Consider the following 24,774-nt stretch of genomic DNA (forward strand, 5'->3'; position numbering starts at 1 on the left):
TTTGGCACATTACGTAATAAGAAACAGGAAGGCAGAGGTGGGGCAGCGTATACCCGTCACGCTCGGCAATATTGCGCCGTTGTCATTAAAAACGTTCAAACCGGGTCGCCTGGCGTTGGTCTGCGAGGGCGGCGGGCAGCGTGGCATCTTTACCGCAGGCGTACTGGACGAGTTCATGCGCGCGCAGTTTAATCCGTTCGATCTCTATTACGGCACCTCCGCGGGGGCGCAAAACCTGTCGGCCTATTTGTGCAACCAGCCCGGCTACGGACGCAGAGTCATCATGCGCTATACCACCAGACGGGAATTCTTTGACCCGGTACGCTTTGTGCGCGGCGGGAATCTGATCGATCTCGACTGGCTGGTGGAGTCCACGGCCAGCCAGATGCCGTTACAGATGGATACCGCCTCTCGCCTGTTCGAAACGGGGAAATCGTTTTACATGTGCGCCTGTCGGGGTGATGACTACACGCCGAACTATTTCTCTCCCAATACGCAAAACTGGCTCGATTTGATCCGGGCGTCCAGCGCGATCCCAGGGTTCTATCGTAGCGGCGTATCGCTGGAAGGAATCAATTACCTCGATGGTGGGATCAGCGATGCAATCCCGGTTCGTGAGGCCGTGAAGCAGGGGGCGAAAACGCTGGTGGTGATTCGGACTGTGCCTTCGCAAATGTATTACACCCCGCAGTGGTTCAAGCGGATGGAGCGCTGGCTGGGCGAAAGCAGCCTGCAGCCGCTTCTTAATCTGGTTCAGCACCATGAAGCCAGCTATACGGAAATTCAGCAATTCATTGAAAAACCGCCGGGCAAGCTGAAGATCTTTGAAATCTATCCGCCGAAGCCACTTAAAAGCATGGCGTTGGGAAGTCGCATTCCGGCACTGCGGGAAGACTATAAAACGGGGCGATTGTGTGGGCGCTACTTCCTGGCGACCGTGGGAAAACTACTGGCAGCGGAGCCGCCGTTATCACGCCATCTGCCGCAAATCGTCACGCCGACGCCGGTGGTGGTTCCGCCGGCACCGGTGGCCAACGATGCCCATGCGGCGGTGGTGAGCGATGCGCCGCAGGCTAACGATACGACATTCAGCAATGAGGATCTGGCGTGAGTTTTCGCTTTATCGATACCCACTGTCACTTTGACTTTCCGCCTTTTACCGGGGATGAAACCCACAGCCTGCAACTCGCAGGTGAGGCAGGCATTGAGAAGATCATCATTCCGGCCACCGCAGCGGAAAACTTTGCCCGCGTGCAGGCGCTGGCGGAACGCTTTTCCCCGTTGTATGCCGCGCTGGGGCTGCATCCCATCGTGATTGAGCAACATACCGATGAGGATCTTGCGCGTCTGCAACAGGCACTGGCGACGCGCCCGACAAAAGTGATCGCCATTGGTGAGGTAGGCCTGGATCGGTATCGCGACGAGCCGCAGTTCGCGAAGCAGGAGCGGTTTCTGGAGGCCCAGTTGCGGTTAGCAAAACGCTATGATTTACCGGTGATCCTGCATTCCCGGCGCACGCATGACACGCTGGCCATGCATCTAAAACGCCAGGATCTGCCGCGTACCGGCGTGGTGCATGGTTTCGCTGGCAGCCTGCAGCAGGCAGAGCGTTTTGTGCAACTGGGTTATAAAATCGGGGTGGGCGGGACGATTACCTATCCGCGCGCCAGTAAAACCCGTGACGTGATGGCCCGATTGCCGCTGGAGGCGCTGCTGCTGGAGACCGACGCGCCGGATATGCCGCTGAATGGTTTTCAGGGGCAGCCAAATCGTCCGGAACAGGCGGCGAGAGTGTTCGATGTGTTATGCGAACTGCGCCCGGAACCCGCAGAGGCGATCGCTGAGGCGCTGTATCACAATACGACAACATTATTTACTCTAGAGATATAACGCAGGGAAGATAAGCTCAGTCACTCCGCGTTCCCGTAATGCCTGCGCCAGCGTCTCCACCTCTTGTGGCGTCGCGCTCGGCCAGGCTTTTGCCTCACCGTACACCCCGTGCGCGTGGAAGGCATTCAGCCGTAGCGGGACATTTCCCAGCTGTCCGATGAATGCGGCGAGCGAATCAATGTGCTGTAAATAATCCACCTGCCCGGGAATGACCAGCAGGCGCAGTTCTGCCAGCTTTCCTCGCTGCGCCAGCAGCGTAATACTGCGCTTGATCTGCGCGTTATCCCGACCGGTGAGTGCGATGTGGCGCGCGCTATCCCAGGCTTTGAGATCGAGCATCACGCCATCGCAAACCGGTAGCAATTTCTGCCAGCCGGTTTCGCTCAACAGCCCATTGCTGTCGACCAGACAGGTGAGCGACTGGAGCTGTGGATCGGCCTTAATAGCCGTAAATAAGTCCACAATGAAAGGTAACTGCGTCGTGGCTTCGCCGCCGCTGACGGTGATCCCCTCAATGAACAATGACGCTTTGCGGATTTGGCGCAACACCTCGTCAACGCTCATCATCTGCGCCATCGGCGTTGCCTGCTGCGGGCACATCTGCAAACAGGTGTCACACTGTTCGCAGACATCAGCCTGCCAGACAACCTTCCCGTCACTGAGACTCAGCGCCTGATGCAGGCACTGTGGGACGCATTCGCCGCAGTGGTTGCAGCGCCCCATCGTCCACGGGTTGTGGCAATTCTTACAGCGCAGGTTGCACCCTTGCAGAAAGAGGGCCAGGCGACTGCCCGGCCCGTCCACGCAGGAGAACGGTATCACCTTACTTACTGAAGCGCATCTGCTGTTCATGACTGACGACACGAGGTTGGCGTTCCAGAATATGCGTATTGCGTGCGGCCTCTTCACCTAACCAGGTGGTATTGGTCCGCGAGCCTTCGGCGCGGTATTTTTCCAGATCCGACAGGCGCACCATGTATCCGGTGACGCGGACCAGATCGTTGCCGCTGACGTTGGCGGTAAACTCACGCATTCCCGCGTTGAACGCGCCCAGACAGAGTTGCACCAGCGCCTGCGGGTTACGCTTGATGGTCTCATCGAGCGTCAGAATGTCGCTGATACCGGACTGATAATGCGCGTGATGCGGTGCGACGGTTTGCAGGTGGGTGATCGGATCCGGTTCATCGCCATAAGGTAAACGTGCGCCCGGCGTGGTGCCAATATCTGAACTGATCCCCGACTGGGCGTGCAGCATGGCGCGCTGCTGCCAGCCGTATTTCACCGGCGTATTTTCAACAAAATCCGCAAGCTGGGCGCTGATGCGATAGCCCAGATCGTTCGCCGTCTCCTCTTTGCCGTAGCGCGCATTCATACCCGCTTTTTCGCACAACAGGTTAACCGCCTCCGCCAGGCCGTACATACCGAACATCGGCACAAAACGTTGTGGATCGATCAGACCTTCCTGCACCAGGAAGCTATTCTCAAAGAAATGTGATTTTTCATAGAGGAACTCACATCGCGCATCGATGATGGCAATTTGCTGCTGACAGTAGTACGGCAGCGTGCGGTTAAAGAAGTCATAGACAGAAGTGCTGCGCTCGGCAATGGCTTTCAGATTGAGACGAACCAGCGTGCTGCCGCCGCCGGCAAGCGGCAGAGAGTTGTAACAGCTGACGATACCATAGCGACCTTTTGTGAAAATTTTATCATTTACCGGTCCATTGGAAATATGTGGCTTGCTGCATTCACAGATGTTTTTCGCCACGTCCAGCAGCAGATCATCGGGTGTGATTTCCGGGTCGTAGATGAACGTCAGATTAGGCGCGACCTGCTTTAATTCGGCATCGGCGCGTAAAATAGCCCGGGTGATAGGGGTATCGGCCGGGCCAATGTTGGCGTGCATAAAAGCGTCAGGCAGCGTTCTGTCGAGATACCGCCAGAAACGTTTTATTCGAATATCGATCGCTTCTTGTGTTAGAATTTTCACATACGGTTGCAGCAGCGTATCCAGTTGCCCCAGGTAAACCGGCATCGATGTGACGGAAGGCACGTGGTGATACAGAATGGTCAGCAGGGACAGTGCATCGTCCAGATCTTTCGCCCCTTCCAGTTCCAGCCTGGTTGAACCGTTGGCCAGAAAACGCGCGTAATCAGGAAGCACATAGCGCGGTTTATACGGCGCGTGACCTTCGAACATATCGCAGATAACCCCGTCGTCCAGCGCCTGACGCGCCCCGGCGGGCAGTGAAGGGTAAGGCAGGTTGTTCTCTGCTTCCAGTGCGAGGAAATGGCGTTTCTGTTCCGGACTGAGGAGTGAGCTGGTGACGATTTGCTGGCAACGTTGTTGCAGCGCGGTTTCATGGGTCGTAGGCATCGTAATTCCTTTATAGGCCGAAGATCATAACGTCATTGTAGAAAGATGTGCTGCCGGCACTTTGATCCTGATGCGCCTGAGTGGAGAAGAAATCGACAGAAAAGGACTATTATTTGAAGTTGATCTCATTACAGTAATGCAAATTTGTACGTAGTTTTCATTAACTGTGATGTATATCGAAGTGTAATGGCGAGTGGATGTTAGAATACTAACAGACTCGCAAGGTGAGAATTTTATACGGCGATGCCGTTGGAGAATGTTATGAGCGATTTAACTGCAAGCAGCCTGCGCGCACTGAAACTGATGGATCTGACCACCCTGAATGACGACGACACCAATGAAAAAGTGATCGCGCTGTGTCATCAGGCGAAAACCCCGGTCGGCAACACCGCTGCAGTCTGCATCTATCCGCGTTTTATTCCGATTGCACGTAAAACGCTGAAAGAGCAGGGCACCCCGGATATCCGTATTGCGACGGTGACCAACTTCCCGCACGGCAACGACGACATTGAGATCGCGCTGGCGGAAACCCGGGCGGCGATTGCCTACGGGGCGGATGAAGTGGATGTGGTCTTCCCGTACCGCGCGCTGATCGCCGGTAACGAACAGGTCGGCTTCGATCTGGTTAAAGCCTGTAAAGACGCGTGCGCGGCGGCAAACGTGCTGCTGAAAGTGATCATCGAAACCGGTGAGCTGAAAGAAGAGGCTCTGATTCGTAAAGCGTCGGAAATTGCGATTAAAGCTGGTGCCGATTTCATCAAGACGTCGACCGGTAAAGTACCCGTAAACGCCACGCCGGAAAGCGCACGCATCATGATGGAAGTGATCCGCGATATGGGCGTATCCAAAACCGTAGGCTTCAAACCTGCGGGTGGCGTGCGCAGTGCGGAAGATGCTCAGCAGTTCCTCGCTATCGCTGACGAATTGTTTGGCGCTGACTGGGCGGATTCCCGTCACTACCGCTTTGGGGCATCCAGCCTGCTGGCAAGCCTGCTGAAAGCGCTGGGGCATGGGGACGGCAAGAGCGCAAGCAGCTATTAAGTTTGAATTGCCCATCGTAGGCCGGATAAGGCGTTAGCCGCCATCCGGCATTAATACGACTCGCCGGGGAGCTCATTGCTTACCCGGCCCTAATCGGGAGGTTACCGTGTTTCTCGCACAAGAAATTATTCGTAAAAAACGTGATGGTCATACGTTGAGCGATGAAGAAATTCGTTTCTTTATCAACGGTATTCGTGACAACACCATCTCAGAAGGGCAGATCGCCGCCCTGGCGATGACCATTTTCTTCCACGATATGACTATGCCAGAACGCGTTTCGCTGACGATGGCAATGCGGGATTCAGGAACCGTCCTGGACTGGAAGAGCCTGAATCTGAACGGCCCGATCGTGGATAAACACTCCACTGGCGGCGTGGGCGACGTGACGTCACTGATGCTTGGTCCAATGGTAGCAGCCTGCGGCGGCTACATTCCGATGATCTCCGGTCGCGGACTGGGTCATACCGGCGGTACGCTCGACAAACTGGAAGCGATTCCTGGATTTGATATCTTCCCGGACGACAACCGTTTCCGCGAAATCATTAAGGACGTGGGTGTGGCGATCATCGGGCAAACCAGCTCGCTCGCACCGGCGGACAAACGTTTTTATGCCACCCGCGATATCACCGCGACGGTGGATTCCATTCCGCTTATCACTGGCTCCATTCTGGCGAAAAAACTGGCGGAAGGGCTGGATGCGCTGGTTATGGACGTGAAAGTTGGCAGCGGCGCGTTTATGCCAACCTATGAACTTTCTGAAGCGCTGGCGGAAGCGATCGTTGGCGTGGCAAATGGCGCCGGCGTGCGGACAACCGCGCTGCTGACCGACATGAACCAGGTGCTGGCGTCCAGCGCGGGTAACGCGGTGGAAGTGCGCGAAGCGGTGCAGTTCCTGACCGGCGAATACCGCAACCCACGCCTGTTCGACGTGACGATGGCGCTGTGTGTTGAAATGCTGATCTCCGGCAATCTGGCGAAAGACGACGCTGAAGCGCGTGCGAAATTGCAGGCGGTGCTGGATAACGGAAAAGCGGCGGACGTCTTTGGGCGTATGGTTGCGGCCCAGAAAGGCCCGACCGACTTCGTGGAGAACTACGCGAAATACCTGCCGACGGCAATGCTCAGCAAAGCGGTTTATGCTGATAGTGAAGGGTTCGTCAGCGCGATGGATACTCGCGCGCTGGGTATGGCGGTGGTGTCGATGGGCGGCGGTCGTCGCCAGGCGTCGGACACCATTGATTACAGCGTCGGCTTTACCGATATGGCCCGTCTGGGCGACAGCGTAGACGGGCAGCGTCCGCTGGCGGTGATCCACGCGAAAGATGAAGCCAGCTGGCAGGAAGCGGCGAAAGCCGTCAAAGCGGCAATTATCCTTGACGATAAAGCGCCTGAAAGCACACCAACGGTCTATCGTCGCATTACCGAATAGCTATATACTGATCTGATCGCTTTTTTGCAGCGCAGATGAATGGAGAACAAGATGAAACGTGCATTTATTATGGTGCTGGACTCCTTTGGTATTGGTGCGACGGAAGACGCGGATCGCTTTGGCGACGTCGGTTCCGACACCATGGGGCATATCGCTGAAGCCTGTGCCAAAGGCGAGGCTGACAAAGGGCGTAAAGGCCCACTGAATCTGCCAAACCTGACTCGCCTGGGTCTGGTGAAAGCGCATGAAGGGTCTACCGGTAAAATCGCAGCCGGTATGGACGCCAACGCGGAAGTGATTGGCGCATACGCCTGGGCGCATGAGCTCTCATCCGGTAAAGATACGCCGTCTGGCCACTGGGAAATCGCCGGTGTGCCGGTTCTGTTTGACTGGGGGTATTTCAGCGACCACGAGAACAGCTTCCCGCAGGAACTGCTGGATAAACTGGTCAAACGTGCGAACCTGCCGGGCTATCTCGGTAACTGCCACTCTTCCGGTACGGTGATTCTGGACCAGTTGGGCGAAGAGCATATGAAAACCGGCAAACCGATTTTCTATACCTCAGCGGATTCCGTGTTCCAGATTGCCTGCCATGAAGAGACCTTTGGTCTGGATAAACTTTACGAGCTGTGCGAGATCGCCCGTGAAGAGCTGACCGAAGGCGGTTACAACATCGGTCGCGTCATCGCGCGTCCGTTTATTGGCGACAAAGCGGGTAACTTCCAGCGTACCGGTAACCGTCACGATCTGGCCGTTGAACCGCCAGCGCCGACCGTGTTGCAGAAACTGGTTGATGAGAAAGATGGCCACGTGGTGTCCGTCGGTAAAATCGCCGATATCTACGCCAACTGCGGCATCACTAAAAAAGTGAAAGCCACGGGTCTGGACGCGCTGTTTGACGCCACGGTTAAAGAGATGAAAGAAGCCGGTGACAAGACGATTGTCTTCACCAACTTCGTGGACTTCGACTCCTCCTGGGGGCACCGTCGCGATATCGCCGGTTATGCCGCCGGTCTGGAGTTGTTCGACCGCCGTCTGCCGGAGCTGATGGAGCTGGTGGGTGAAGATGACATTCTGATCCTGACCGCTGACCATGGCTGCGATCCGAGCTGGACCGGTACCGATCACACCCGTGAACACATTCCGGTGCTGGTGTACGGCCCGAAAGTAAAACCGGGCTCGTTAGGTCACCGTGAAACCTTTGCGGATATCGGTCAGACACTGGCGAGCTACTTTGGTACGTCGCCGATGGACTACGGTAAAAACATGCTGTGATACCCGTTGTCTTTCGCGCTGTAGATGCGTTGACTTCATTCGCTCACCCCGGTCACATAGTTAATCTATGCTCCCGGGGATTCACGAGTTCGTCGCCTTCTTACAACGCGAAATCCTTAGGGTATTTGAATACGTTTTGTAGGCCTGATAAGGCGTAGCCGCCATCAGGCAATAACAACGAAATAAGGACAACAAATGGCAACTCCACATATTAATGCAGAAATGGGTGATTTCGCTGACGTCGTATTGATGCCGGGCGACCCGCTGCGCGCAAAACACATTGCGGAAACTTTCCTTGAAGATGTACGCGAAGTGAACAACGTTCGCGGCATGCTAGGTTTCACCGGGACTTACAAAGGCCGTAAGATCTCCGTGATGGGTCACGGTATGGGTATCCCGTCCTGCTCCATCTATACCAAAGAGCTGATCACCGATTTCGGCGTGAAGAAAATTATTCGTGTAGGGTCCTGTGGCGCCGTGCGTGCCGATGTGAAACTGCGTGACGTGGTAATTGGTATGGGTGCCTGCACCGATTCCAAAGTGAACCGCATTCGTTTCAAAGACCATGATTTTGCCGCGATTGCTGATTTTGGCATGGTGCGTGACGCGGTTGAAGCGGCAAAAGCGCTGGGTGTGGACGCACGCGTCGGCAACCTGTTCTCTGCGGATCTGTTCTACTCTCCGGACGGCGAAATGTTCGACGTGATGGAAAAGTACGGCATCCTGGGCGTGGAAATGGAAGCGGCGGGTATCTACGGCGTGGCGGCAGAATTTGGCGCGAAAGCGCTGACCATCTGCACCGTATCCGACCATATCCGTACTCACGAGCAAACCACTGCGGCTGAACGTCAGACGACCTTCAACGACATGATCAAAATCGCACTGGAATCCGTTCTGTTGGGCGATAAAGAGTAAGCGTTGTTTGCCCGGTGGCGCTGAGCTGACCGGGCTTACCATTCTTCTCGTAGGCCGGATAAGGCGTCGCCGCCATCCGGCATTTTCAGGCCAGTGCTTAACGCACCGCTCCGGCAATCCATGCCGACAGCTCGCGTAACTCTTTTTCTTGCTCCGGGAAATCAACCAGCAGCGCCTCGCACTCCTGTTGCAGCATATCCGCACGGTACAAGCATCCTTGCAGACGACCCGCCAGCGCTTCTAACGGTGCCGGATTGAGACTGTCGGTAAAGACCTGAGCACGGGTGATATGTCCTTTCTCAACGTCAAAATGCAGCTCAACGCCGCCCCAGGTAAAACGTTCATCCAGCAGATGCGAGAAGGCCGGTGCCTGACCGAAGTTCCACTCCCAACTGCTCTGACGGGCAAAGGTTTCGGCAAAGTTCGGCAGATCGGGCGTGTTGTCCGGGGAGATCACCTCCGCTTCAACGCATTCGCCGTAATGAGCGAAAAAGGCCTCGGTCACCGCCGCACAAACCTGTTCATGCGTGATTCCCGGCAGCAGTTCGGTGAGATTCGCCACGCGCGAGCGTACAGAAGTAATTCCTTTGGCCGCCAGTTTCTTTTTATCCGGATTCAAATAATTAGCCAGCCGGCTGAGATCCGCATTCAGCAGCAGTGTGCCGTGATGAAAACCACGATCTTTGGTTTCGCGGTAGGCTGAGCCAGAAACCTTACGGTCGCCATCCGCCGTTTTCACCACCAGATCGTTACGTCCGGAGGCTTCAGCCGTCACGCCCAGCGCGTTAAGCGCATTCAGGACAATTGACGTCGAAATGGTCTTATCGTATTCCGGCTTCCCGGCCATAAAGGTGAAACAGGTATTGCCGAGATCGTGGAACACCGCGCCACCGCCGCTGCTGCGGCGCGCCAGGCGCACGTTGTCCTCTTCCATCCGCCGCGTATTGCACTCTTTCCACGGGTTTTGCGCGCGCCCAATGACGACCGTATCGGCATTGCGCCACAAAAACAGCACGCGCTGAGTGGCGGGCATCTGACGGAAAATACACTCTTCGACCGCCAGGTTAAACCAGGGGTCATAAGAGTCAGAAATAAGCAGGCGAAGTGTCGACATGTCAGTTTTCCTTTCCTGTAATGAATTACTCTTTTTTCTCGTTCTCTTCCTCTTCCGGCACCGACTTGTTGGCGGTCAACAGGAAGGGAGATTGCTGCCAGCGGGTACGTTTACCCTGCAGCAGAGTGCGGGTCAGCACCACGCCGATGGCCAGTGAAAGCAGCAGCATCAGGCGTAAAATGTTGGTAGTGTTGTCCACCTGCCGGGCTTCAGTGGCTAAGGTATGCGTATCCAGCGTCAGGCGCAGATAGCCCAGTGGACCATTTTTCCCCTGAATGGGTTCAACAATCTGCTGGTTGAAGTAGCCGCCAGCTTTTTTACCGTCCAGCGCCAGACGGTCGCGCACATTTACGCTTTCGCCTGCGCGGGCGATCATATCGCCTTGTTCATCATAAACCCCGGCATCAAGAATACGGCTTTCCTTCGTCAACTGCTGCAGAATGGTCTTGATACGTCTTTCATCAGGCGTTTCAGTTCGCATCAGCGGCGCGATGTTCAGGGTCACCTGATGCGCCAGCGTACGGGCCAGCTCTTCAAGCTGCGGATTTCGCTGTCGCTGGTGATTTTGACTGAACCAGGACGCGCCCTGCATGAGCGCGACAAGCAGTGCGAGACAGAACAATACAATCACTGCACGATGAAGTCGGAATTTCAGTTTTGCGCGAGCCATATTCCACCTGCTGAAAATTTGAGGCTTAATGTTGCCAGAAGCGATGGTTACAAGGTAGCCTCATGCGTTATTTTCCCCAGGATCCTTTCCGGCCCGAACGATTTTACAGGAGCTTTAATGCCTAACATTACCTGGTGCGATTTGCCTGAAGATGTCTCTTTATGGCCAGGTTTGCCCCTTTCTTTGAGTGGTGACGAGGTGATGCCACTGGATTACCACGCTGGACGTAGCGGCTGGCTACTGTACGGACGCGGGCTGGATAAACAACGTCTGACTCAGTACCAGAGTAAACTGGGCGCGGCGATGGTGATTGTCGCGGCCTGGTGCGTCGAGGACTATCAGGTCATTCGCCTGGCTGGATCGCTCACGCCTCGCGCCACAAAACTGGCGCATGATGCGCAATTAGACGTCGCGCCGCTGGGGAAAATCCCGCATTTGCGTACTCCAGGCCTGCTGGTGATGGACATGGACTCCACCGCGATTCAGATCGAGTGTATTGATGAGATCGCCAAACTGGCCGGTACCGGCGAAAGGGTGGCGGAAGTGACTGAACGGGCGATGCGCGGCGAACTCGACTTCACCGCCAGCCTGCGCAGTCGTGTGGCGACGCTGAAAGGCGCAGATGCCAATATTTTGCATCAGGTACGTGAAAGTCTGCCGCTGATGCCTGGCCTGACGCAACTGGTGCTGAAGCTGGAAACGCTGGGCTGGAAGGTGGCGATCGCCTCCGGCGGCTTTACCTTCTTTGCCGAATATCTGCGTGAGAAACTGCGCCTAACGGCGGCGGTGGCGAACGAACTGGAGATCATGGACGGCAAATTCACCGGCAATGTGATTGGCGATATCGTCGACGCGCAGTACAAGGCCAAAACGCTGACCCGACTGGCGCAGGAATATGAAATCCCGATCGCGCAGACCGTGGCGATTGGCGATGGCGCCAACGATCTGCCGATGATCAAAACGGCGGGGCTGGGGATTGCGTACCATGCCAAGCCGAAAGTGAATGAAAAGACGGAGATTACTATCCGTCACGCTGACCTGATGGGGGTGTTCTGCATTCTCTCCGGCAGCATGAACCAGAAATAATGAGGTAAACCGTGGCAAAAGCTCCAAAACGCGCCTTTGTATGTAATGAATGCGGGGCGGATTATCCGCGCTGGCAAGGGCAATGCAGCGCCTGTCATGCGTGGAACACCATCACCGAGGTGCGCCTGGCTGCATCGCCGACGGTGGCGCGTAATGAGCGACTGAGTGGTTATGCCGGGAGCGCTGGCGTTGCAAAGGTTCAGAAGCTTTCCGATATTAGCCTGGAAGAGCTGCCGCGTTTTTCCACCGGTTTTAAAGAGTTTGACCGCGTGCTGGGCGGCGGCGTCGTTCCCGGCAGCGCGATTCTGATTGGCGGTAACCCCGGCGCGGGTAAATCCACGCTGTTGTTGCAGACGCTGTGCAAGCTCGCGGAGCAGATGAAAACCCTGTACGTCACCGGGGAAGAGTCCCTGCAGCAGGTGGCAATGCGCGCGCACCGTCTTGGCTTGCCGACCAACAATCTCAACATGCTTTCGGAAACCAGCATTGAGCAGATCTGCCTGATTGCGGAAGAAGAGCAGCCGAAGCTGATGGTGATCGACTCCATTCAGGTAATGCACATGGCGGATATCCAGTCATCGCCCGGCAGCGTGGCGCAGGTGCGTGAGACGGCGGCCTATCTGACGCGCTTTGCCAAGACGCGCGGTGTGGCGATTGTGATGGTGGGTCACGTGACCAAAGACGGCTCGTTGGCCGGGCCAAAAGTGCTTGAACACTGCATTGACTGTTCGGTATTGCTGGATGGCGATGCCGATTCCCGTTTTCGCACCCTGCGCAGCCACAAAAACCGTTTTGGCGCGGTGAATGAGTTAGGGGTCTTCGCGATGACCGAACAGGGACTACGCGAAGTGAGCAACCCTTCGGCGATCTTCCTGAGTCGTGGCGATGAGGTCACCTCCGGCAGTTCGGTGATGGTGGTCTGGGAAGGGACGCGACCGCTGCTGGTGGAGATTCAGGCGCTGGTTGATCACTCGATGATGGCGAACCCGCGACGGGTGGCGGTGGGGCTGGAGCAGAACCGTCTGGCGATTCTGTTGGCGGTGCTGCACCGTCACGGCGGTCTGCAAATGGCCGATCAGGATGTGTTCGTTAACGTGGTGGGCGGCGTCAAAGTCACAGAAACCAGCGCGGATTTGGCGCTGCTGCTGGCGATGGTCTCCAGTCTGCGCGACAGGCCGCTGCCGCAGGACCTGGTGGTGTTTGGCGAAGTGGGGCTGGCAGGAGAGATTCGCCCGGTGCCCAGCGGCCAGGAACGTATTTCAGAAGCCGCAAAACACGGCTTCCGTCGCGCGATTGTTCCGGCGGCCAACGTGCCGAAAAAACCGCCAGAAGGGATGCAGGTTTTTGGCGTCAAGAAGCTGGCGGATGCGTTAAACGTATTTGACGACTTATAATGAGTGAAACGGAGGTTACCCATGTCGTCATTTGATTATCTGAAAACCGCGATCAAGCAAAAGGGCTGTACCCTGCAACAAGTGGCGGATGCCAGTGGAATGACCAAGGGCTATCTCAGTCAACTCCTCAATGCCAAGATCAAAAGCCCCAGCGCGCAAAAGCTGGAGGCGTTGCACCGTTTTCTGGGGCTGGAGTTTCCCCGGCAGCAGAAAAATATCGGTGTGGTGTTCGGCAAATTTTATCCGCTGCACACCGGTCATATTTATCTGATTCAGCGCGCCTGTAGCCAGGTGGACGAGTTGCATATCATCATGGGCTATGACGATACGCGCGACCGTGCGCTGTTTGAAGACAGCGCGATGTCGCAACAGCCCACCGTTTCGGATCGTCTGCGCTGGCTGCTACAAACGTTCAAATATCAGAAAAATATTCGCATTCATGCCTTCAACGAAGAGGGGATGGAGCCGTATCCGCACGGCTGGGACGTCTGGAGCAAGGGCATCAACGCGTTTATGGCGGAGAAGGGGATTGTGCCAAACTGGATCTATACCTCAGAAGACGCTGATGCGCCGCAGTACCTGAAACATCTGGGTATCGAAACGGTGCTCATCGATCCCAAACGTACCTTTATGAGCATCAGCGGCGCGCAAATCCGTGAAAATCCATTCCGCTACTGGGAATATATTCCTACCGAAGTGAAGCCGTTCTTCGTGCGTACCGTAGCGGTGCTGGGCGGAGAGTCGAGCGGAAAGTCGACGCTGGTCAATAAGCTGGCGAATATCTTCAATACCACCAGTGCGTGGGAGTATGGCCGCGACTATGTCTTCTCTCACCTCGGGGGGATGAGATGGCGCTGCAATATTCTGACTACGATAAAATCGCGCTGGGCCACGCGCAGTACATTGATTTTGCAGTGAAGTACGCCAATAAAGTGGCGTTTATCGACACCGACTTCGTCACGACTCAGGCCTTCTGCAAAAAGTACGAAGGGCGAGAGCATCCGTTTGTGCAGGCGTTGATCGATGAATACCGCTTTGACCTGGTGATCCTGTTGGAAAATAACACGCCGTGGGTGGCGGACGGTTTGCGCAGCCTCGGTAGCTCAGTGGACCGCAAAGAATTTCAGACGCTGCTGGTGGCGATGTTGCGCGAAAACAATATCGACTTCGTGCATGTCGAGGAGGCGGATTACGATGGCCGTTTTCTGCGTTGCGTCGAGCTGGTCAAAGAGATGATGGGTGAGCAGGGATGAGCCTCGCTCAGGGGTGAACGCGATGTTTAAGCACTTGCAGGATATGGCGCTGTTTGCCCTGGTCGCCGAACACGGCAGCTTTACCGTCGCCGCGCAAAAGGCGGGGCTGCCGAAGTCGAGCGTCAGTCAGCGCATCAGCCAGCTTGAGCAGCACGTTGGCATTCGCCTTATTAACCGTACTACCCGCAAACTTAACCTGACCTACGCCGGTGAACACTATCTGGTGCACTGCCGGGAAATACTCGCTGCCAGCGAACGCGCAGAATACGCGGTTCAGCGCCTGCGCGACAACCCCAGTGGGCGGTTGCGCATCACGTCGCCGGCTGGCATTGGCGCGACACTGCTCGCGCGCCTGAACACGCAGTTCCAGCAACGCTACCCTGATGTTTATCTGGATGTCAGTATTTCCGATGAGCTGCTGGATTTGGTGGACAGCGGTTTTGACGTCGCGTTGCGTACCGGTAAGCCGCAGGATTCCTCGCTGATCGGACGTATGATTGGCCATTGTCCACGCTATCTGCTGGCCTCGCCTGATTATCTGTCACGCTATGCGCCGTTGAACCATCCCCGTCAACTGGTCGAACACCATTGCATTGCGCACAAGGCCTGGTCTGAGTGGTTATTCCATCGGGACGATGAAGATTACCAGCATCTGCCTGACCGGGTTCATCTGACGGATAATCTGGTGTATGCCCGCGAAAGCGCCATCGCAGGGGCGGGGATCACGCTGCTGCCGGCATTTATGCTGGAAGATAAAATCGAAAAGGGCGCTCTGGTACCGGTACTGGCGCCATGGACGGTGGCGGGAAACGATCTTTGGCTGGTTTATCCCAGCCGTAAGCTGAACTCTCCCGCGCTAATGAGCTACATCGAATTTGCCATGCAGTTCGATGAGCTCAGACACTTCTACACCGCGGAATGAGACCGGCTCAGTCCTGACGCAGCACCTTGTGACCGTAGGCCAGCAGCGCGTCGGTGACGTTGCGCATCATGCGGCTTTCTGGCGCAAACCGGTGCCAGTAGAGCATCCGGCGCTGAAACAGCCCTGGCGTGAGATCGATCAGTTCGCCGCTTTGCAGCTCTTTTTCAATCTGCAGGTGCGGGATCATACAGCAGGTGGTGCCCTGACGCGCCAGTTGCACAAAGGCTTCCGAAGAGTTGACAATGTGGCACGGAACGCTGCCTGGCGGCAGATCAAAGTTCTGTTGCAGGAAGGCCTGGTGCATATCGTCCAGATGGTCAAACGCCACCGCAGGCGCTTTCAGCAGCGCGGAGCGGGTGACGCCGTTCGGGAAGTAGCGTTCGGCAAACGCTTTGGATCCCACAAACAGATAGTCGAGCGCGCCGAGTTTATCCACCAGACAGCTGGGCAGCGCCTGATGCTGAATACTCACCGCGCCGACCACTTCACCACGACGCAGACGTTCCTGGGTGCGGGTTTCATCTTCCACCTGCAGGTTGAGACGAATAGGGGAGTCAGCCAGTACCGGTGCCAGGGCCGGTAGCAGCCAGGTCGCCAGACTGTCGGCGTTGACCGCCAGCGACAGCAGCAGCGGCGTGGAGCCGGTTTGCTCATCGCCCAGCCACTCATCTTCCAGCAACTCTACCTGTCGAAGCAGTGCCAACAGTTTTTGGCCTTGTTCCGTCGGACGTGGTGGAACGGTACGGACCAGCAGCGGTTGTCCGAACATATTCTCAAGCTGCTTGATGCGTTGCGAAACGGCAGATTGGGTGATGCACAGCTTTTGCGCCGCGCGCTCAAACCCGCGTTCACGTATAACGGCATCCAGTGCTTGTAGTGTTCTGTAGTCCGGACGTTTCATTGATCTGACACACTCCTGAAATTTTTTGCTTGTTCTGCACTATGACATAAATTTGCATTGGGTAAAGACGAAATCCGCAGCCTGCGAGCGGGTCGGGAAGATTTTTCCGCGCAATGGTCTATAATGCGCGTGAATTTTTCTCCACAAAGGCGAGACAATCATGACGCAGGATGAACTGAAAAAAGCAGTAGGATGGGCGGCACTTCAGTATGTACAGCCCGGCACCATTGTAGGGGTAGGTACCGGTTCAACAGCCGCGCACTTTATTGACGCGCTGGGCACCATGAAAGGTCAGATTGAAGGCGCGGTTTCCAGCTCGGATGCCTCAACCGAAAAACTCAAAAGCCTCGGCATCCCTGTGTTTGATCTCAACGAAGTCGACAGCCTTGGCGTCTACGTCGATGGTGCAGACGAAATTAACGGTCACATGCAGATGATTAAAGGCGGCGGCGCAGCGCTGACTCGTGAAAAGATCATTGCCTCCGTGGCGAAGAAATTTATCTGTATTGCCGATGCGTCCAAAGAAGTGGATATCCTGGGTAACTTCCCGCTGCCGGTTGAGGTTATCCCAATGGCGCGTAGCGCAGTGGCTCGCCAGTTGGTTAAATTGGGTGGTCGTCCGGAATACCGTCAGGGAGTAGTGACTGACAACGGTAACGTGATCCTCGATGTGCACGGAATGGAGATCCTCGATCCGGTGGCGATGGAAAATGCCATTAACGCCATTCCCGGCGTGGTGACCGTCGGCCTGTTTGCCAACCGTGGCGCGGATGTGGCGTTAATCGGGACCGCTGATGGCGTCAAAACCATCGTGAAATGATCTGACCGGGGGAGTGCTTCCCCGGTTAAAATTTTTTTGCAGGGCAAATTTGGTGACATGTATCACGTTTTGAATCTTGCCCTGCTGATTTCTCCAAAGAAAAACTTATCCCCAGCATTTTCCTCTGGCATTTGCCACTGAATGAACGCTCCTCAACAGGGCGACGCAAACGTTCATATTGCCGCAATAATTATTTTTGATATGTTGAAAGGCGGATGCAAATCCACACACACAACATCAGATTGCATAAAAAGACAGGGTCGGGAAATGGCAAAGGTATCGCTGGAGAAAGACAAGATTAAATTTCTGCTGGTTGAAGGCGTGCATCAAAAGGCGCTGGATAGCCTTCGGGCGGCAGGTTATACCAACATCGAATTTCACAAAGGGGCACTGGATGCTGAACAGCTGAAAGAGTCCATCCGTGATGCCCACTTCATTGGCCTGCGATCCCGTACCCATCTGACAGAAGAGGTGATCAACGCGGCGGAAAAACTGGTCGCTATCGGCTGCTTCTGTATCGGCACCAACCAGGTTGACCTGAAGGCGGCGGCAAAACGCGGTGTTCCCGTGTTTAACGCGCCATTCTCTAACACCCGTTCTGTGGCGGAGCTGGTGATTGGCGAGCTGCTATTGTTGCTGCGCGGCGTGCCGGAAGCAAACGCCAAAGCGCACCGTGGCGTGTGGAATAAACTGGCTGCCGGTTCGTTTGAAGCGCGCGGTAAAAGACTCGGTATTATTGGTTATGGTCACATCGGGACTCAGTTGGGTATTCTGGCGGAATCGCTGGGGATGCACGTTTACTTCTACGATATTGAGAACAAACTGCCGCTGGGTAACGCCACTCAGGTTCAGCATCTGTCTGAACTGCTCAACATGAGCGACGTGGTCAGTCTGCACGTGCCGGAAAACGCCTCCACGAAGAACATGATGGGCGCGAAAGAGATCGCACTGATGAAGCCGGGCTCGCTGCTGATCAACGCCGCACGCGGCACTGTGGTAGATATTCCCGCGCTGTGCGATGCGCTGGCGACCAAACACCTGGCAGGGGCGGCAATCGACGTGTTCCCGACCGAGCCGGCAACCAACAGCGATCCGTTCACTTCACCGCTCTGCGACTTCGATAATGTGATTCTGACGCCGCATATCGGAGGCTCCACTCAGGAAGCACAGGAGAACATCGGTCTGGAAGTGGCGGGTAAACTGGCGAAGTATTCCGATAACGGCTCTACGCTTTCAGCGGTTAACTTCCCGGAAGTATCGCTACCGCTCCACGGCGGGCGTCGTCTGATGCACATCCATGAAAACCGTCCTGGCGTGCTGACTTCCCTGAACCAGATTTTTGCTGAGCAGGGTGTGAACATTGCCGCGCAGTATCTGCAAACGTCGGCGCAAATGGGCTATGTCGTTATCGATATCGAAGCGGATGAAGATGTCGCTGAGAAAGCACTGCTGGCGATGAAGGCGATTCCGGGCACTATTCGCGCACGCCTGCTGTACTGATCCTTACCGATGCGGGCAGGCGCTGAGTCTGCCCGTCATTTCTCCTTTTCTCTCTTCGTTTTCCCGACATCGTCATTCCTTTCTGTAACGCATACATCCTGTTTTCGAGCCTTGCCGCAATTGATGATTAAAGGCTTCGCGACGCGTTGTACATCAACAAAAGGAATTTACGATAGAGGCGCAGCACCGCGCTGAAACGGGAAAGCCCCTGGGGAAGCAGGGGCTCTAAAAAGGAAAGGGACGATGATGAGTTATGTCATCATGCTGCTTATCCTGTTAATCATCGCCTGGCCAGCATATTAACAGCGAAAACGCAGGAGGGAGGTTCGCCTCCCTCACCCTTACCGAGGAAATTTAGGTCAAAAAAACGGCGGTGTCAATCAGCAAAGAAGCGCTTACCATTCCCACACTTTTGACGGCGTTACGACGGCCGGTAAGGGAACATCCCACTCTTCTGCCGGCAATTTCTCTACACGCTGACAGTCGTGGGCGTAGCCCACAGGCGTCAGGTCATGCTGTTGCCAGTTTTGCAAGGTGCGATCGTAGAATCCGCCGCCCATACCCAAACGCTGACCCTGCTCATCAAACGCGACCAGGGGCGTGATCAGCACGTCCAGTTGCGAAAGCGGCAGGACATCACGAACGTCGAGTTTAGGCTCCTGAATCTTCAGCCGATTAGTGACCAGTTCACTGTGCGGGTGATAGTGCAGAAACAGCAGATTGCCGGGGCTGAACGGGTGCAAGACCGGGAGATAGACGCGTTTTCCCGCGCGCCAGAGTTGTTCGATTAGCGGCTGAGTATCGAGTTCGCCATCAAATGACAAAAACACGGCGACCGTGTGCGCCATCACTACGGGCGGGTACGCAAGCATGCGTGTCGCGGCCTGCTGACCGAAGGTGATTTGCTGCGAAAGTGTGAGTGCACGACGACGTTGCCTAATCATCTGGCGAATGGTTTGTCGTGATAAAGGGAGTTCAGAAAGTAATGTCATGGCTGTCGCCAGGTAGAAGGAGAATCTCCGAGATGCCGCCGCAGGCTGTAACCCTTGAACCCTTGGTTCAAGGTGAATGCGTCGTCACAGTTTTAAGGCTTCTCGGACGGACCGAGCATGCTCACCAACCATGGATCGCCACATTCTTGTGGTATGAAATATCGGCTCAGGGGACTGGCCCGCTTGCAAACATCTCAGAGAAATTTTGTCTTCACGGTCACTCTACCATAGTAAACCGAAAAGTGTTATTCAAAGTTTTGGCTCGTTTTTTCGGTTATGCGACCCTGATCAAGCAGTGCCTGTTCAATGGTCTGTTGGAGCATCCGAATACGTTGTTCCATGCTCGCCGCGTACTCGCGGGTCTTCGCTTTTTCCTGAGTCAGTTCGTAGCTAATATTCAGTGCGGCAATGAATACCAGCTGCTCAGTATTTGTGACTCTAGTGCGAACTTTCAGATCTTGCAACCGCTGATTCAGATCGTCCGCAGCCTGATTCAACGCATCCCTTTGTTCAGGCGGGCAATTCACTCGCAGTGAACGGCCAAAAATTTGGATATCGACGGGTTGTGCAGACATGCCACCTTCCTGCTGATTGACTGCGCTGCCTTCGTCTCCAGACTCTGGGTCCGCGAAGGGGCGACACTATAGCTACCCTGGTGTGAAGATACAAGCCCTATTCTGGTTCACCAGGGTCCAAAGTGGTAGCATACCATGAATATCCTCCCTTTGATGACGAATGCTTATGTCTATACAGAACGAAATGCCTGGTTACAGTGAAATGAACCAGTATTTGAACCAACAAGGGGCCGGACTGACCCCGGCGGAAATGCACGGTTTGATCAGCGGGATGATTTGCGGTGGCAATAACGACAGCTCTTGGCAGCCGCTGCTTCACGACCTGACGAACGAAGGGCTGGCCTTCGGTCATGAACTGGCTCAGGCGCTGCGTAAAATGCACTCCGCGACCAGCGACGCGCTGGAAGATGATGGTTTCCTTTTTCAGCTTTATCTGCCTGAAGGCGATGACGTGAGCGTTTTTGATCGTGCAGACGCACTGGCGGGATGGGTTAATCACTTTCTGCTTGGCCTCGGCGTCACGCAGCCGAAGCTCGATAAAGTGACCGGCGAAACGGGCGAAGCCATCGACGATTTGCGCAACATCGCGCAGCTCGGCTATGACGAAGATGAAGATCAGGAAGAGCTGGAGATGTCGCTCGAAGAGATCATCGAGTATGTGCGTGTCGCTGCGCTGCTGTGCCATGACACCTTTACCCGCCAGCCGCCGACCGCACCGGAAGTGCGTAAACCGACCCTACACTAAAAAGTAAAACGATAATGGAGGCCACGTCATGACACCGCAGGAATACCAACGTCGTCGGCAGGCACTGCTTGCGCAAATGCAGCCAGGCAGCGCCGCGCTGATTTTTGCCGCGCCGGAAGTGACGCGCAGCGCGGACAGTGAATACCCGTATCGCCAGAGCAGCGATTTCTGGTATTTCACTGGTTTTAACGAACCGGAAGCCGTTCTGGTACTGATTAAAAGCGATGATACCCATAACCACAGCGTGTTGTTCAACCGCGTTCGCGATCTGACTGCGGAAATCTGGTTTGGTCGTCGTCTGGGACAAGATGCCGCGCCGGAAAAACTGGCGGTGGATCGCGCGCTGGCCTTCAGCGAAATCAATCAACAGCTTTTTCAACTGCTTAACGGTCTGGACGTGGTGTACCACGCGCAGGGCGACTATGCGTACGCGGATGAGATTGTCTTCACCGCGCTGGAAAAATTGCGCAAAGGTTCGCGCCAGAACCTGAAATCGCCGTCAACCCTGATCGACTGGCGGCCGATGGTACATGAAATGCGCCTGTTTAAGTCGCCAGAAGAGATTGCGGTGATGCGTCGTGCTGGAGAAATTACGGCGCTGGCGCATACCCGGGCGATGGAAAAATGTCGTCCAGGAATGTTTGAGTATCAACTGGAAGGCGAGATTCATCACGAGTTTACTCGCCACGGCGCACGTTATCCGTCCTACAACACCATTGTGGGCAGCGGTGAAAACGGCTGCATTCTGCACTACACCGAAAACGAAAGTGAACTGCGCGACGGCTCCCTGGTGCTGATTGATGCAGGCTGTGAATACAAAGGTTATGCGGGTGATATCACGCGGACCTTCCCGGTGAATGGCAAATTTACCCCGGCGCAGCGTGAAATTTACGACATCGTCCTGGAATCGCTGGAAACCAGCCTGCGTCTGTACCGTCCGGGCACCTCGATTCAGGAAGTCACTGGTGAAGTCGTGCGTATTATGATTACCGGGCTGGTGAAGCTGGGTATTTTGCAGGGCGAAGTCGATCAACTGATCGCCGATAACGCGCATCGTCCGTTCTTCATGCACGGTCTGAGTCACTGGCTGGGGCTGGATGTCCATGATGTCGGTGAATATGAGCAGGATCGTTCCCGCATTCTGAAGCCGGGAATGGTGATTACCGTTGAACCAGGGCTGTATATTGCGCCTGATGCCGATGTCCCGGAAGCGTATCGGGGGATCGGGATCCGTATTGAGGATGACATCCTGATTACGGAAAACGGTAACGAAAATCTGACCGCTGGCGTCGTCAAAAAGGCGGATGAAATTGAAGCATTAATGGCGGCAGCGAGAACGTAATGAGCGTGATCATTGTTGGCGGTGGTATGGTGGGCGCGACGCTGGCGCTGGCCATTTCCCGGTTAAGTCAGGGGACACTGCCGGTTCATCTGATTGAAGCGACCGCCCCTGAAGCGGATAGTCATCCCGGGTTTGATGCCCGGGCGATTGCGCTCGCGGCGGGGACCTGTCAACAACTGGCGCGAATTGATGTGTGGCAGGCGATTGCCGATTGCGCCACCGCCATCCATACGGTTCATGTCAGCGATCGGGGACATGCCGGGTTTGTGACGCTCGACGCTGATGATTATCGTATTCCGGCGCTGGGTCAGGTGGTTGAGCTGCATGACGTGGGTCTACGCCTGTTTGCGCTGCTGCGAAAAGCGCCTGGCGTTACGCTGCACTGCCCGGACCGGGTTGCCAGCGTGACGCGTACCCAGGAACAGGTGAACGTCACGCTGGAAACGGGCGAAACGATCGTCGGACGCGTTCTGGTGGCGGCGGATGGTACCCGTTCTGCGCTGGCAACCGCCTGCGGCGTTGACTGGCAACAGGAGCCTTATGAGCAACTGGCGGTGATTGCTAACGTCTCAACCTCCGTGGCACATAATGGCCGCGCGTTTGAACGGTTTACGGCGCATGGACCATTGGCGATGCTGCCGATGTCTGAAGGGCGCTGTTCACTGGTGTGGTGTCATCCGCTGGAACATCGCGAGGAGATTCTGAGCTGGTCAGATGAACGCTTCTGCCGCGAACTCCAGACGGCATTTGGCTGGCGATTGGGGAAAATCACACACGCAGGCAAACGGAGTGCGTATCCGCTTTCGCTCACCACGGCGGCGAAGGCGTTCACGCACCGTACCGTGCTGGTGGGCAACGCCGCGCAGACGCTGCACCCGATTGCAGGGCAGGGGTTCAACCTCGGACTGCGCGATGTCATGAGCCTCGCCGAAACGCTGACTGAAGCGCAGGCAACGGGCAGGGATGTCGGTGATTACGCCGTGCTCTCGCACTATCAACAGCGTCGTCAGGGGGATCGCCAGGCCACGGTCGGCGTGACGGACAGTCTGGTCCATCTGTTTGCCAACCGCTGGGCGCCTCTGGTTGTCGGGCGCAACATGGGACTGATGACCATGGAACTATGCCCTCCCGCCCGTAATGCGTTTGCGCAGCGGACGCTAGGCTGGGTGGCGCGGTAAACATCATCTCCAGACCGGATAAGCGAAGCGCCATCCGGTATTTATACGAACATGACGCCCGATGGCGGTTTCCGATTTCCAGGAGTAAACAGTGCAAAGTGTTGATGTAGCAATCGTGGGTGGAGGCATGGTTGGCCTGGCTGTCGCGTGTGGATTGCAGGGCAGCGGTTTACGTGTCGCTGTGCTCGAACAGCGTGAACCGCAACCGTTGGCGGCGGATGCCGCTCCTGCGCTGCGCGTGTCGGCGATCAATGCCGCCAGTGAAAAACTGCTTACCCGTCTGGGCGTCTGGTCAGACATTGTGGCTCGCCGCGCCAGTTGCTATCACGGGATGGAAGTGTGGGATAAGGACAGCTTTGGCCGTATTGAATTTGATGACCAAAGCATGGGCTACAGCCATCTGGGCCATATCGTGGAGAACGCGGTGATCCATTACGCGCTGTGGCAAAAAGCGCAGCAATCCTCCGATATCACGCTGATGGCGCCTGCCGAATTGCAGCAGGTGGCGTGGGGCGAAAACGAAGCCTTCCTGACGCTGAAAGATGGCGCAATGCTCACCGCGCGCCTGGTGATTGGCGCCGACGGGGCAAACTCGTGGCTGCGCAATAAAGCAGACATTCCGCTGACCTTCTGGGATTACCGCCATCATGCGCTGGTCGCGACTATTCGCACCGAAGACGCGCACGGTGCGGTTGCCCGTCAGGCGTTTCACGGTGAAGGTATTCTGGCATTTTTGCCGCTCAGCGATCCGCATTTGTGCTCCATCGTCTGGTCGCTTGCGCCACAAGAGGCTGAGCGGATGCAGCAGGCCAGCGATGAGCAATTTAATCAGGCGCTGAACATCGCGTTTGATAATCGTCTGGGGCTGTGTCGGGTGGAAAGCGAACGCCAGGTGTTTCCGCTGACGGGACGCTATGCACGTCAGTTCGCCGCGCATCGTCTGGCGCTGGTGGGCGACGCTGCACATACCATCCATCCGCTGGCCGGACAGGGCGTAAACCTTGGCTTCATGGATGCCGCAGAACTGGTGGATGAGCTCAAACGTCTGCATCGTCAGGGCAAAGACATCGGTCAGTACCTCTATTTGCGTCGCTATGAGCGTAGCCGTAAGCACAGCGCCGCGCTGATGCTCGCGGGCATGCAGGGGTTCCGCGAGCTGTTTGCGGGAACGCATCCGGCGAAAAAACTGCTGCGTGATATGGGGCTGAAACTGGCTGACACCCTCCCTGGTGTTAAACCGCAACTTCTCCGTCAGGCAATGGGATTAAACGATCTGCCTGAGTGGCTTCGCTAAGAATTCACCTCTTTTATAGAATTTGAAACCCGTCACATTTCCTTCTCCCGGCGTCTTCGCCGGG

Annotated in this window: 22 protein-coding genes, 1 other RNA gene and 1 pseudogene; 16 read left to right on the forward strand and 8 right to left on the reverse strand. The window is 55.8% G+C overall.

Annotated elements, in window-relative coordinates:
- The first annotated feature begins 37 nt into the window (after positions 1–37).
- Positions 38–1,111: a patatin family protein gene (locus tag WM46_RS24075; protein ID WP_102603567.1), complete on the forward strand. Its 1,074-nt coding sequence runs from the start codon at positions 38–40 to the stop codon at positions 1,109–1,111.
- Positions 1,108–1,890, forward strand: coding sequence for a metal-dependent hydrolase (locus tag WM46_RS24080; RefSeq protein WP_061075298.1), 783 nt, complete (start codon positions 1,108–1,110; stop codon positions 1,888–1,890). Before WM46_RS24075 ends, WM46_RS24080 begins: the two co-directional genes overlap by 4 nt.
- Here WM46_RS24080 and WM46_RS24085 read toward each other — a convergent pair.
- Together WM46_RS24085 and WM46_RS24090 are read right to left on the reverse strand one after the other, a co-directional pair.
- On the reverse strand, positions 1,879–2,742 hold the full coding sequence (locus WM46_RS24085; RefSeq protein ID WP_102603568.1) for a YjjW family glycine radical enzyme activase: 864 nt from the start codon (positions 2,740–2,742) through the stop codon (positions 1,879–1,881). The two genes, WM46_RS24080 and WM46_RS24085, sit on opposite strands and share 12 nt — an antisense overlap.
- Positions 2,714–4,264 (reverse strand): YjjI family glycine radical enzyme, encoded by a 1,551-nt coding sequence (locus WM46_RS24090; protein WP_102603569.1) that lies wholly within the window; start codon positions 4,262–4,264, stop codon positions 2,714–2,716. The genes WM46_RS24085 and WM46_RS24090 overlap by 29 nt, the downstream gene beginning before the upstream one ends.
- 261 nt (positions 4,265–4,525) lie before the next feature.
- Between WM46_RS24090 and deoC the strand changes: the two genes are divergently transcribed.
- From deoC to deoD, 4 genes are all read left to right on the forward strand, one after another.
- Positions 4,526–5,305, forward strand: coding sequence for a deoxyribose-phosphate aldolase (gene deoC / locus WM46_RS24095; RefSeq protein WP_042322726.1), 780 nt, complete (start codon positions 4,526–4,528; stop codon positions 5,303–5,305).
- Positions 5,306–5,411: 106 nt separating this feature from the next.
- Complete coding sequence (gene deoA / locus WM46_RS24100) at positions 5,412–6,734, forward strand: thymidine phosphorylase (RefSeq protein ID WP_102603570.1); 1,323 nt, start codon at positions 5,412–5,414, stop codon at positions 6,732–6,734.
- A gap of 51 nt (positions 6,735–6,785) precedes the next feature.
- Positions 6,786–8,009 carry a phosphopentomutase gene (gene deoB, locus WM46_RS24105; protein WP_061075293.1) on the forward strand — a complete coding sequence of 408 codons (1,224 nt, stop codon included), beginning with the start codon at positions 6,786–6,788 and terminating at the stop codon, positions 8,007–8,009.
- 195 nt (positions 8,010–8,204) lie between these two features.
- Positions 8,205–8,924 carry a purine-nucleoside phosphorylase gene (deoD, locus tag WM46_RS24110; RefSeq protein ID WP_102603571.1) on the forward strand — a complete coding sequence of 240 codons (720 nt, stop codon included), beginning with the start codon at positions 8,205–8,207 and terminating at the stop codon, positions 8,922–8,924.
- A gap of 97 nt (positions 8,925–9,021) precedes the next feature.
- On the opposite strand, the gene lplA is transcribed toward deoD, so the two are convergent.
- Both lplA and WM46_RS24120 read right to left on the reverse strand, forming a co-directional pair.
- Entirely contained in the window at positions 9,022–10,038 is a 1,017-nt protein-coding gene (gene lplA, locus WM46_RS24115) for a lipoate--protein ligase LplA (RefSeq protein WP_102603572.1), read from the reverse strand.
- Positions 10,039–10,063: 25 nt separating this feature from the next.
- On the reverse strand, positions 10,064–10,708 hold the full coding sequence (locus WM46_RS24120) for a YtjB family periplasmic protein (RefSeq protein WP_102603573.1): 645 nt from the start codon (positions 10,706–10,708) through the stop codon (positions 10,064–10,066).
- A 117-nt stretch (positions 10,709–10,825) separates the two neighbouring features.
- On the opposite strand from WM46_RS24120, the gene serB reads away from it, so the two are divergent.
- The 4 genes and pseudogenes from serB (at position 10,826) to WM46_RS24140 (ending at position 15,363) form a co-directional block, all read left to right on the forward strand.
- The gene (serB, locus tag WM46_RS24125; protein ID WP_042999345.1) at positions 10,826–11,794 is read left to right on the forward strand and encodes a phosphoserine phosphatase; all 969 of its coding nucleotides are present in this window, start codon (positions 10,826–10,828) and stop codon (positions 11,792–11,794) included.
- A gap of 11 nt (positions 11,795–11,805) precedes the next feature.
- Complete coding sequence (radA, locus tag WM46_RS24130) at positions 11,806–13,188, forward strand: DNA repair protein RadA (RefSeq protein WP_044253979.1); 1,383 nt, start codon at positions 11,806–11,808, stop codon at positions 13,186–13,188.
- Positions 13,189–13,209: 21 nt separating this feature from the next.
- Positions 13,210–14,441: pseudogene (gene nadR / locus WM46_RS24135) on the forward strand (multifunctional transcriptional regulator/nicotinamide-nucleotide adenylyltransferase/ribosylnicotinamide kinase NadR).
- Positions 14,442–14,463: 22 nt separating this feature from the next.
- The gene (locus WM46_RS24140; RefSeq protein WP_061075289.1) at positions 14,464–15,363 is read left to right on the forward strand and encodes a LysR family transcriptional regulator; all 900 of its coding nucleotides are present in this window, start codon (positions 14,464–14,466) and stop codon (positions 15,361–15,363) included.
- Positions 15,364–15,370: 7 nt separating this feature from the next.
- Here WM46_RS24140 and argP read toward each other — a convergent pair whose 3' ends face one another.
- A complete protein-coding gene (gene argP, locus WM46_RS24145; RefSeq protein ID WP_061075288.1) occupies positions 15,371–16,264 on the reverse strand; it encodes a DNA-binding transcriptional regulator ArgP in 894 nt (297 codons plus the stop codon).
- Between the two features lie 160 nt (positions 16,265–16,424).
- On the opposite strand from argP, the gene rpiA reads away from it, so the two are divergent.
- On the forward strand, positions 16,425–17,084 hold the full coding sequence (gene rpiA, locus WM46_RS24150; protein ID WP_042322083.1) for a ribose-5-phosphate isomerase RpiA: 660 nt from the start codon (positions 16,425–16,427) through the stop codon (positions 17,082–17,084).
- A 267-nt stretch (positions 17,085–17,351) separates the two neighbouring features.
- Entirely contained in the window at positions 17,352–18,584 is a 1,233-nt protein-coding gene (gene serA / locus WM46_RS24155) for a phosphoglycerate dehydrogenase (protein ID WP_061075287.1), read from the forward strand.
- 395 nt (positions 18,585–18,979) lie between these two features.
- On the opposite strand, the gene WM46_RS24160 is transcribed toward serA, so the two are convergent.
- From WM46_RS24160 to zapA, 3 genes are all read right to left on the reverse strand, one after another.
- A complete protein-coding gene (locus WM46_RS24160) occupies positions 18,980–19,576 on the reverse strand; it encodes a 5-formyltetrahydrofolate cyclo-ligase (RefSeq protein WP_102603574.1) in 597 nt (198 codons plus the stop codon).
- Between the two features lie 20 nt (positions 19,577–19,596).
- Positions 19,597–19,780: non-coding RNA, 6S RNA (gene ssrS, locus WM46_RS24165), on the reverse strand.
- A 41-nt stretch (positions 19,781–19,821) separates the two neighbouring features.
- Positions 19,822–20,151, reverse strand: a complete 330-nt coding sequence (gene zapA, locus WM46_RS24170) for a cell division protein ZapA (protein ID WP_042322090.1) — start codon at positions 20,149–20,151, stop codon at positions 19,822–19,824.
- Positions 20,152–20,317: 166 nt separating this feature from the next.
- On the opposite strand from zapA, the gene ygfB reads away from it, so the two are divergent.
- The 4 genes from ygfB (at position 20,318) to ubiI (ending at position 24,710) form a co-directional block, all read left to right on the forward strand.
- Entirely contained in the window at positions 20,318–20,896 is a 579-nt protein-coding gene (ygfB, locus tag WM46_RS24180) for a UPF0149 family protein YgfB (RefSeq protein ID WP_086512802.1), read from the forward strand.
- 28 nt (positions 20,897–20,924) lie between these two features.
- Entirely contained in the window at positions 20,925–22,238 is a 1,314-nt protein-coding gene (gene pepP / locus WM46_RS24185; protein ID WP_061075286.1) for a Xaa-Pro aminopeptidase, read from the forward strand.
- Entirely contained in the window at positions 22,238–23,416 is a 1,179-nt protein-coding gene (gene ubiH / locus WM46_RS24190) for a 2-octaprenyl-6-methoxyphenyl hydroxylase (protein WP_061075285.1), read from the forward strand. Before pepP ends, ubiH begins: the two co-directional genes overlap by 1 nt.
- A gap of 91 nt (positions 23,417–23,507) precedes the next feature.
- Positions 23,508–24,710: an FAD-dependent 2-octaprenylphenol hydroxylase gene (gene ubiI, locus WM46_RS24195; RefSeq protein ID WP_102603575.1), complete on the forward strand. Its 1,203-nt coding sequence runs from the start codon at positions 23,508–23,510 to the stop codon at positions 24,708–24,710.
- Positions 24,711–24,774 lie beyond the last annotated feature (64 nt).

The organism is Citrobacter freundii complex sp. CFNIH2, from assembly GCF_002880615.1.
In the GTDB taxonomy this organism is placed as follows: Bacteria; Pseudomonadota; Gammaproteobacteria; order Enterobacterales; family Enterobacteriaceae; genus Citrobacter_A; species Citrobacter_A amalonaticus_F.

Excerpts from the sequence above, each read along its gene's own strand:
- pepP (WP_061075286.1), top strand. The coding sequence starts at position 20,925 with ATGACACCGCAGGAATACCAACGTCGTCGGCAGGCACTGCTTGCGCAA.
- serA (WP_061075287.1), top strand. The coding sequence starts at position 17,352 with ATGGCAAAGGTATCGCTGGAGAAAGACAAGATTAAATTTCTGCTGGTT.
- zapA (WP_042322090.1), bottom strand. The coding sequence starts at position 20,151 with ATGTCTGCACAACCCGTCGATATCCAAATTTTTGGCCGTTCACTGCGA.
- rpiA (WP_042322083.1), top strand. The coding sequence starts at position 16,425 with ATGACGCAGGATGAACTGAAAAAAGCAGTAGGATGGGCGGCACTTCAG.
- deoD (WP_102603571.1), top strand. The coding sequence starts at position 8,205 with ATGGCAACTCCACATATTAATGCAGAAATGGGTGATTTCGCTGACGTC.
- WM46_RS24085 (WP_102603568.1), bottom strand. The coding sequence starts at position 2,742 with ATGAACAGCAGATGCGCTTCAGTAAGTAAGGTGATACCGTTCTCCTGC.
- WM46_RS24090 (WP_102603569.1), bottom strand. The coding sequence starts at position 4,264 with ATGCCTACGACCCATGAAACCGCGCTGCAACAACGTTGCCAGCAAATC.
- argP (WP_061075288.1), bottom strand. The coding sequence starts at position 16,264 with ATGAAACGTCCGGACTACAGAACACTACAAGCACTGGATGCCGTTATA.
- WM46_RS24120 (WP_102603573.1), bottom strand. The coding sequence starts at position 10,708 with ATGGCTCGCGCAAAACTGAAATTCCGACTTCATCGTGCAGTGATTGTA.
- WM46_RS24160 (WP_102603574.1), bottom strand. The coding sequence starts at position 19,576 with ATGACATTACTTTCTGAACTCCCTTTATCACGACAAACCATTCGCCAG.
- serB (WP_042999345.1), top strand. The coding sequence starts at position 10,826 with ATGCCTAACATTACCTGGTGCGATTTGCCTGAAGATGTCTCTTTATGG.
- deoB (WP_061075293.1), top strand. The coding sequence starts at position 6,786 with ATGAAACGTGCATTTATTATGGTGCTGGACTCCTTTGGTATTGGTGCG.
- ygfB (WP_086512802.1), top strand. The coding sequence starts at position 20,318 with ATGTCTATACAGAACGAAATGCCTGGTTACAGTGAAATGAACCAGTAT.
- lplA (WP_102603572.1), bottom strand. The coding sequence starts at position 10,038 with ATGTCGACACTTCGCCTGCTTATTTCTGACTCTTATGACCCCTGGTTT.
- ubiH (WP_061075285.1), top strand. The coding sequence starts at position 22,238 with ATGAGCGTGATCATTGTTGGCGGTGGTATGGTGGGCGCGACGCTGGCG.
- deoC (WP_042322726.1), top strand. The coding sequence starts at position 4,526 with ATGAGCGATTTAACTGCAAGCAGCCTGCGCGCACTGAAACTGATGGAT.
- WM46_RS24140 (WP_061075289.1), top strand. The coding sequence starts at position 14,464 with ATGTTTAAGCACTTGCAGGATATGGCGCTGTTTGCCCTGGTCGCCGAA.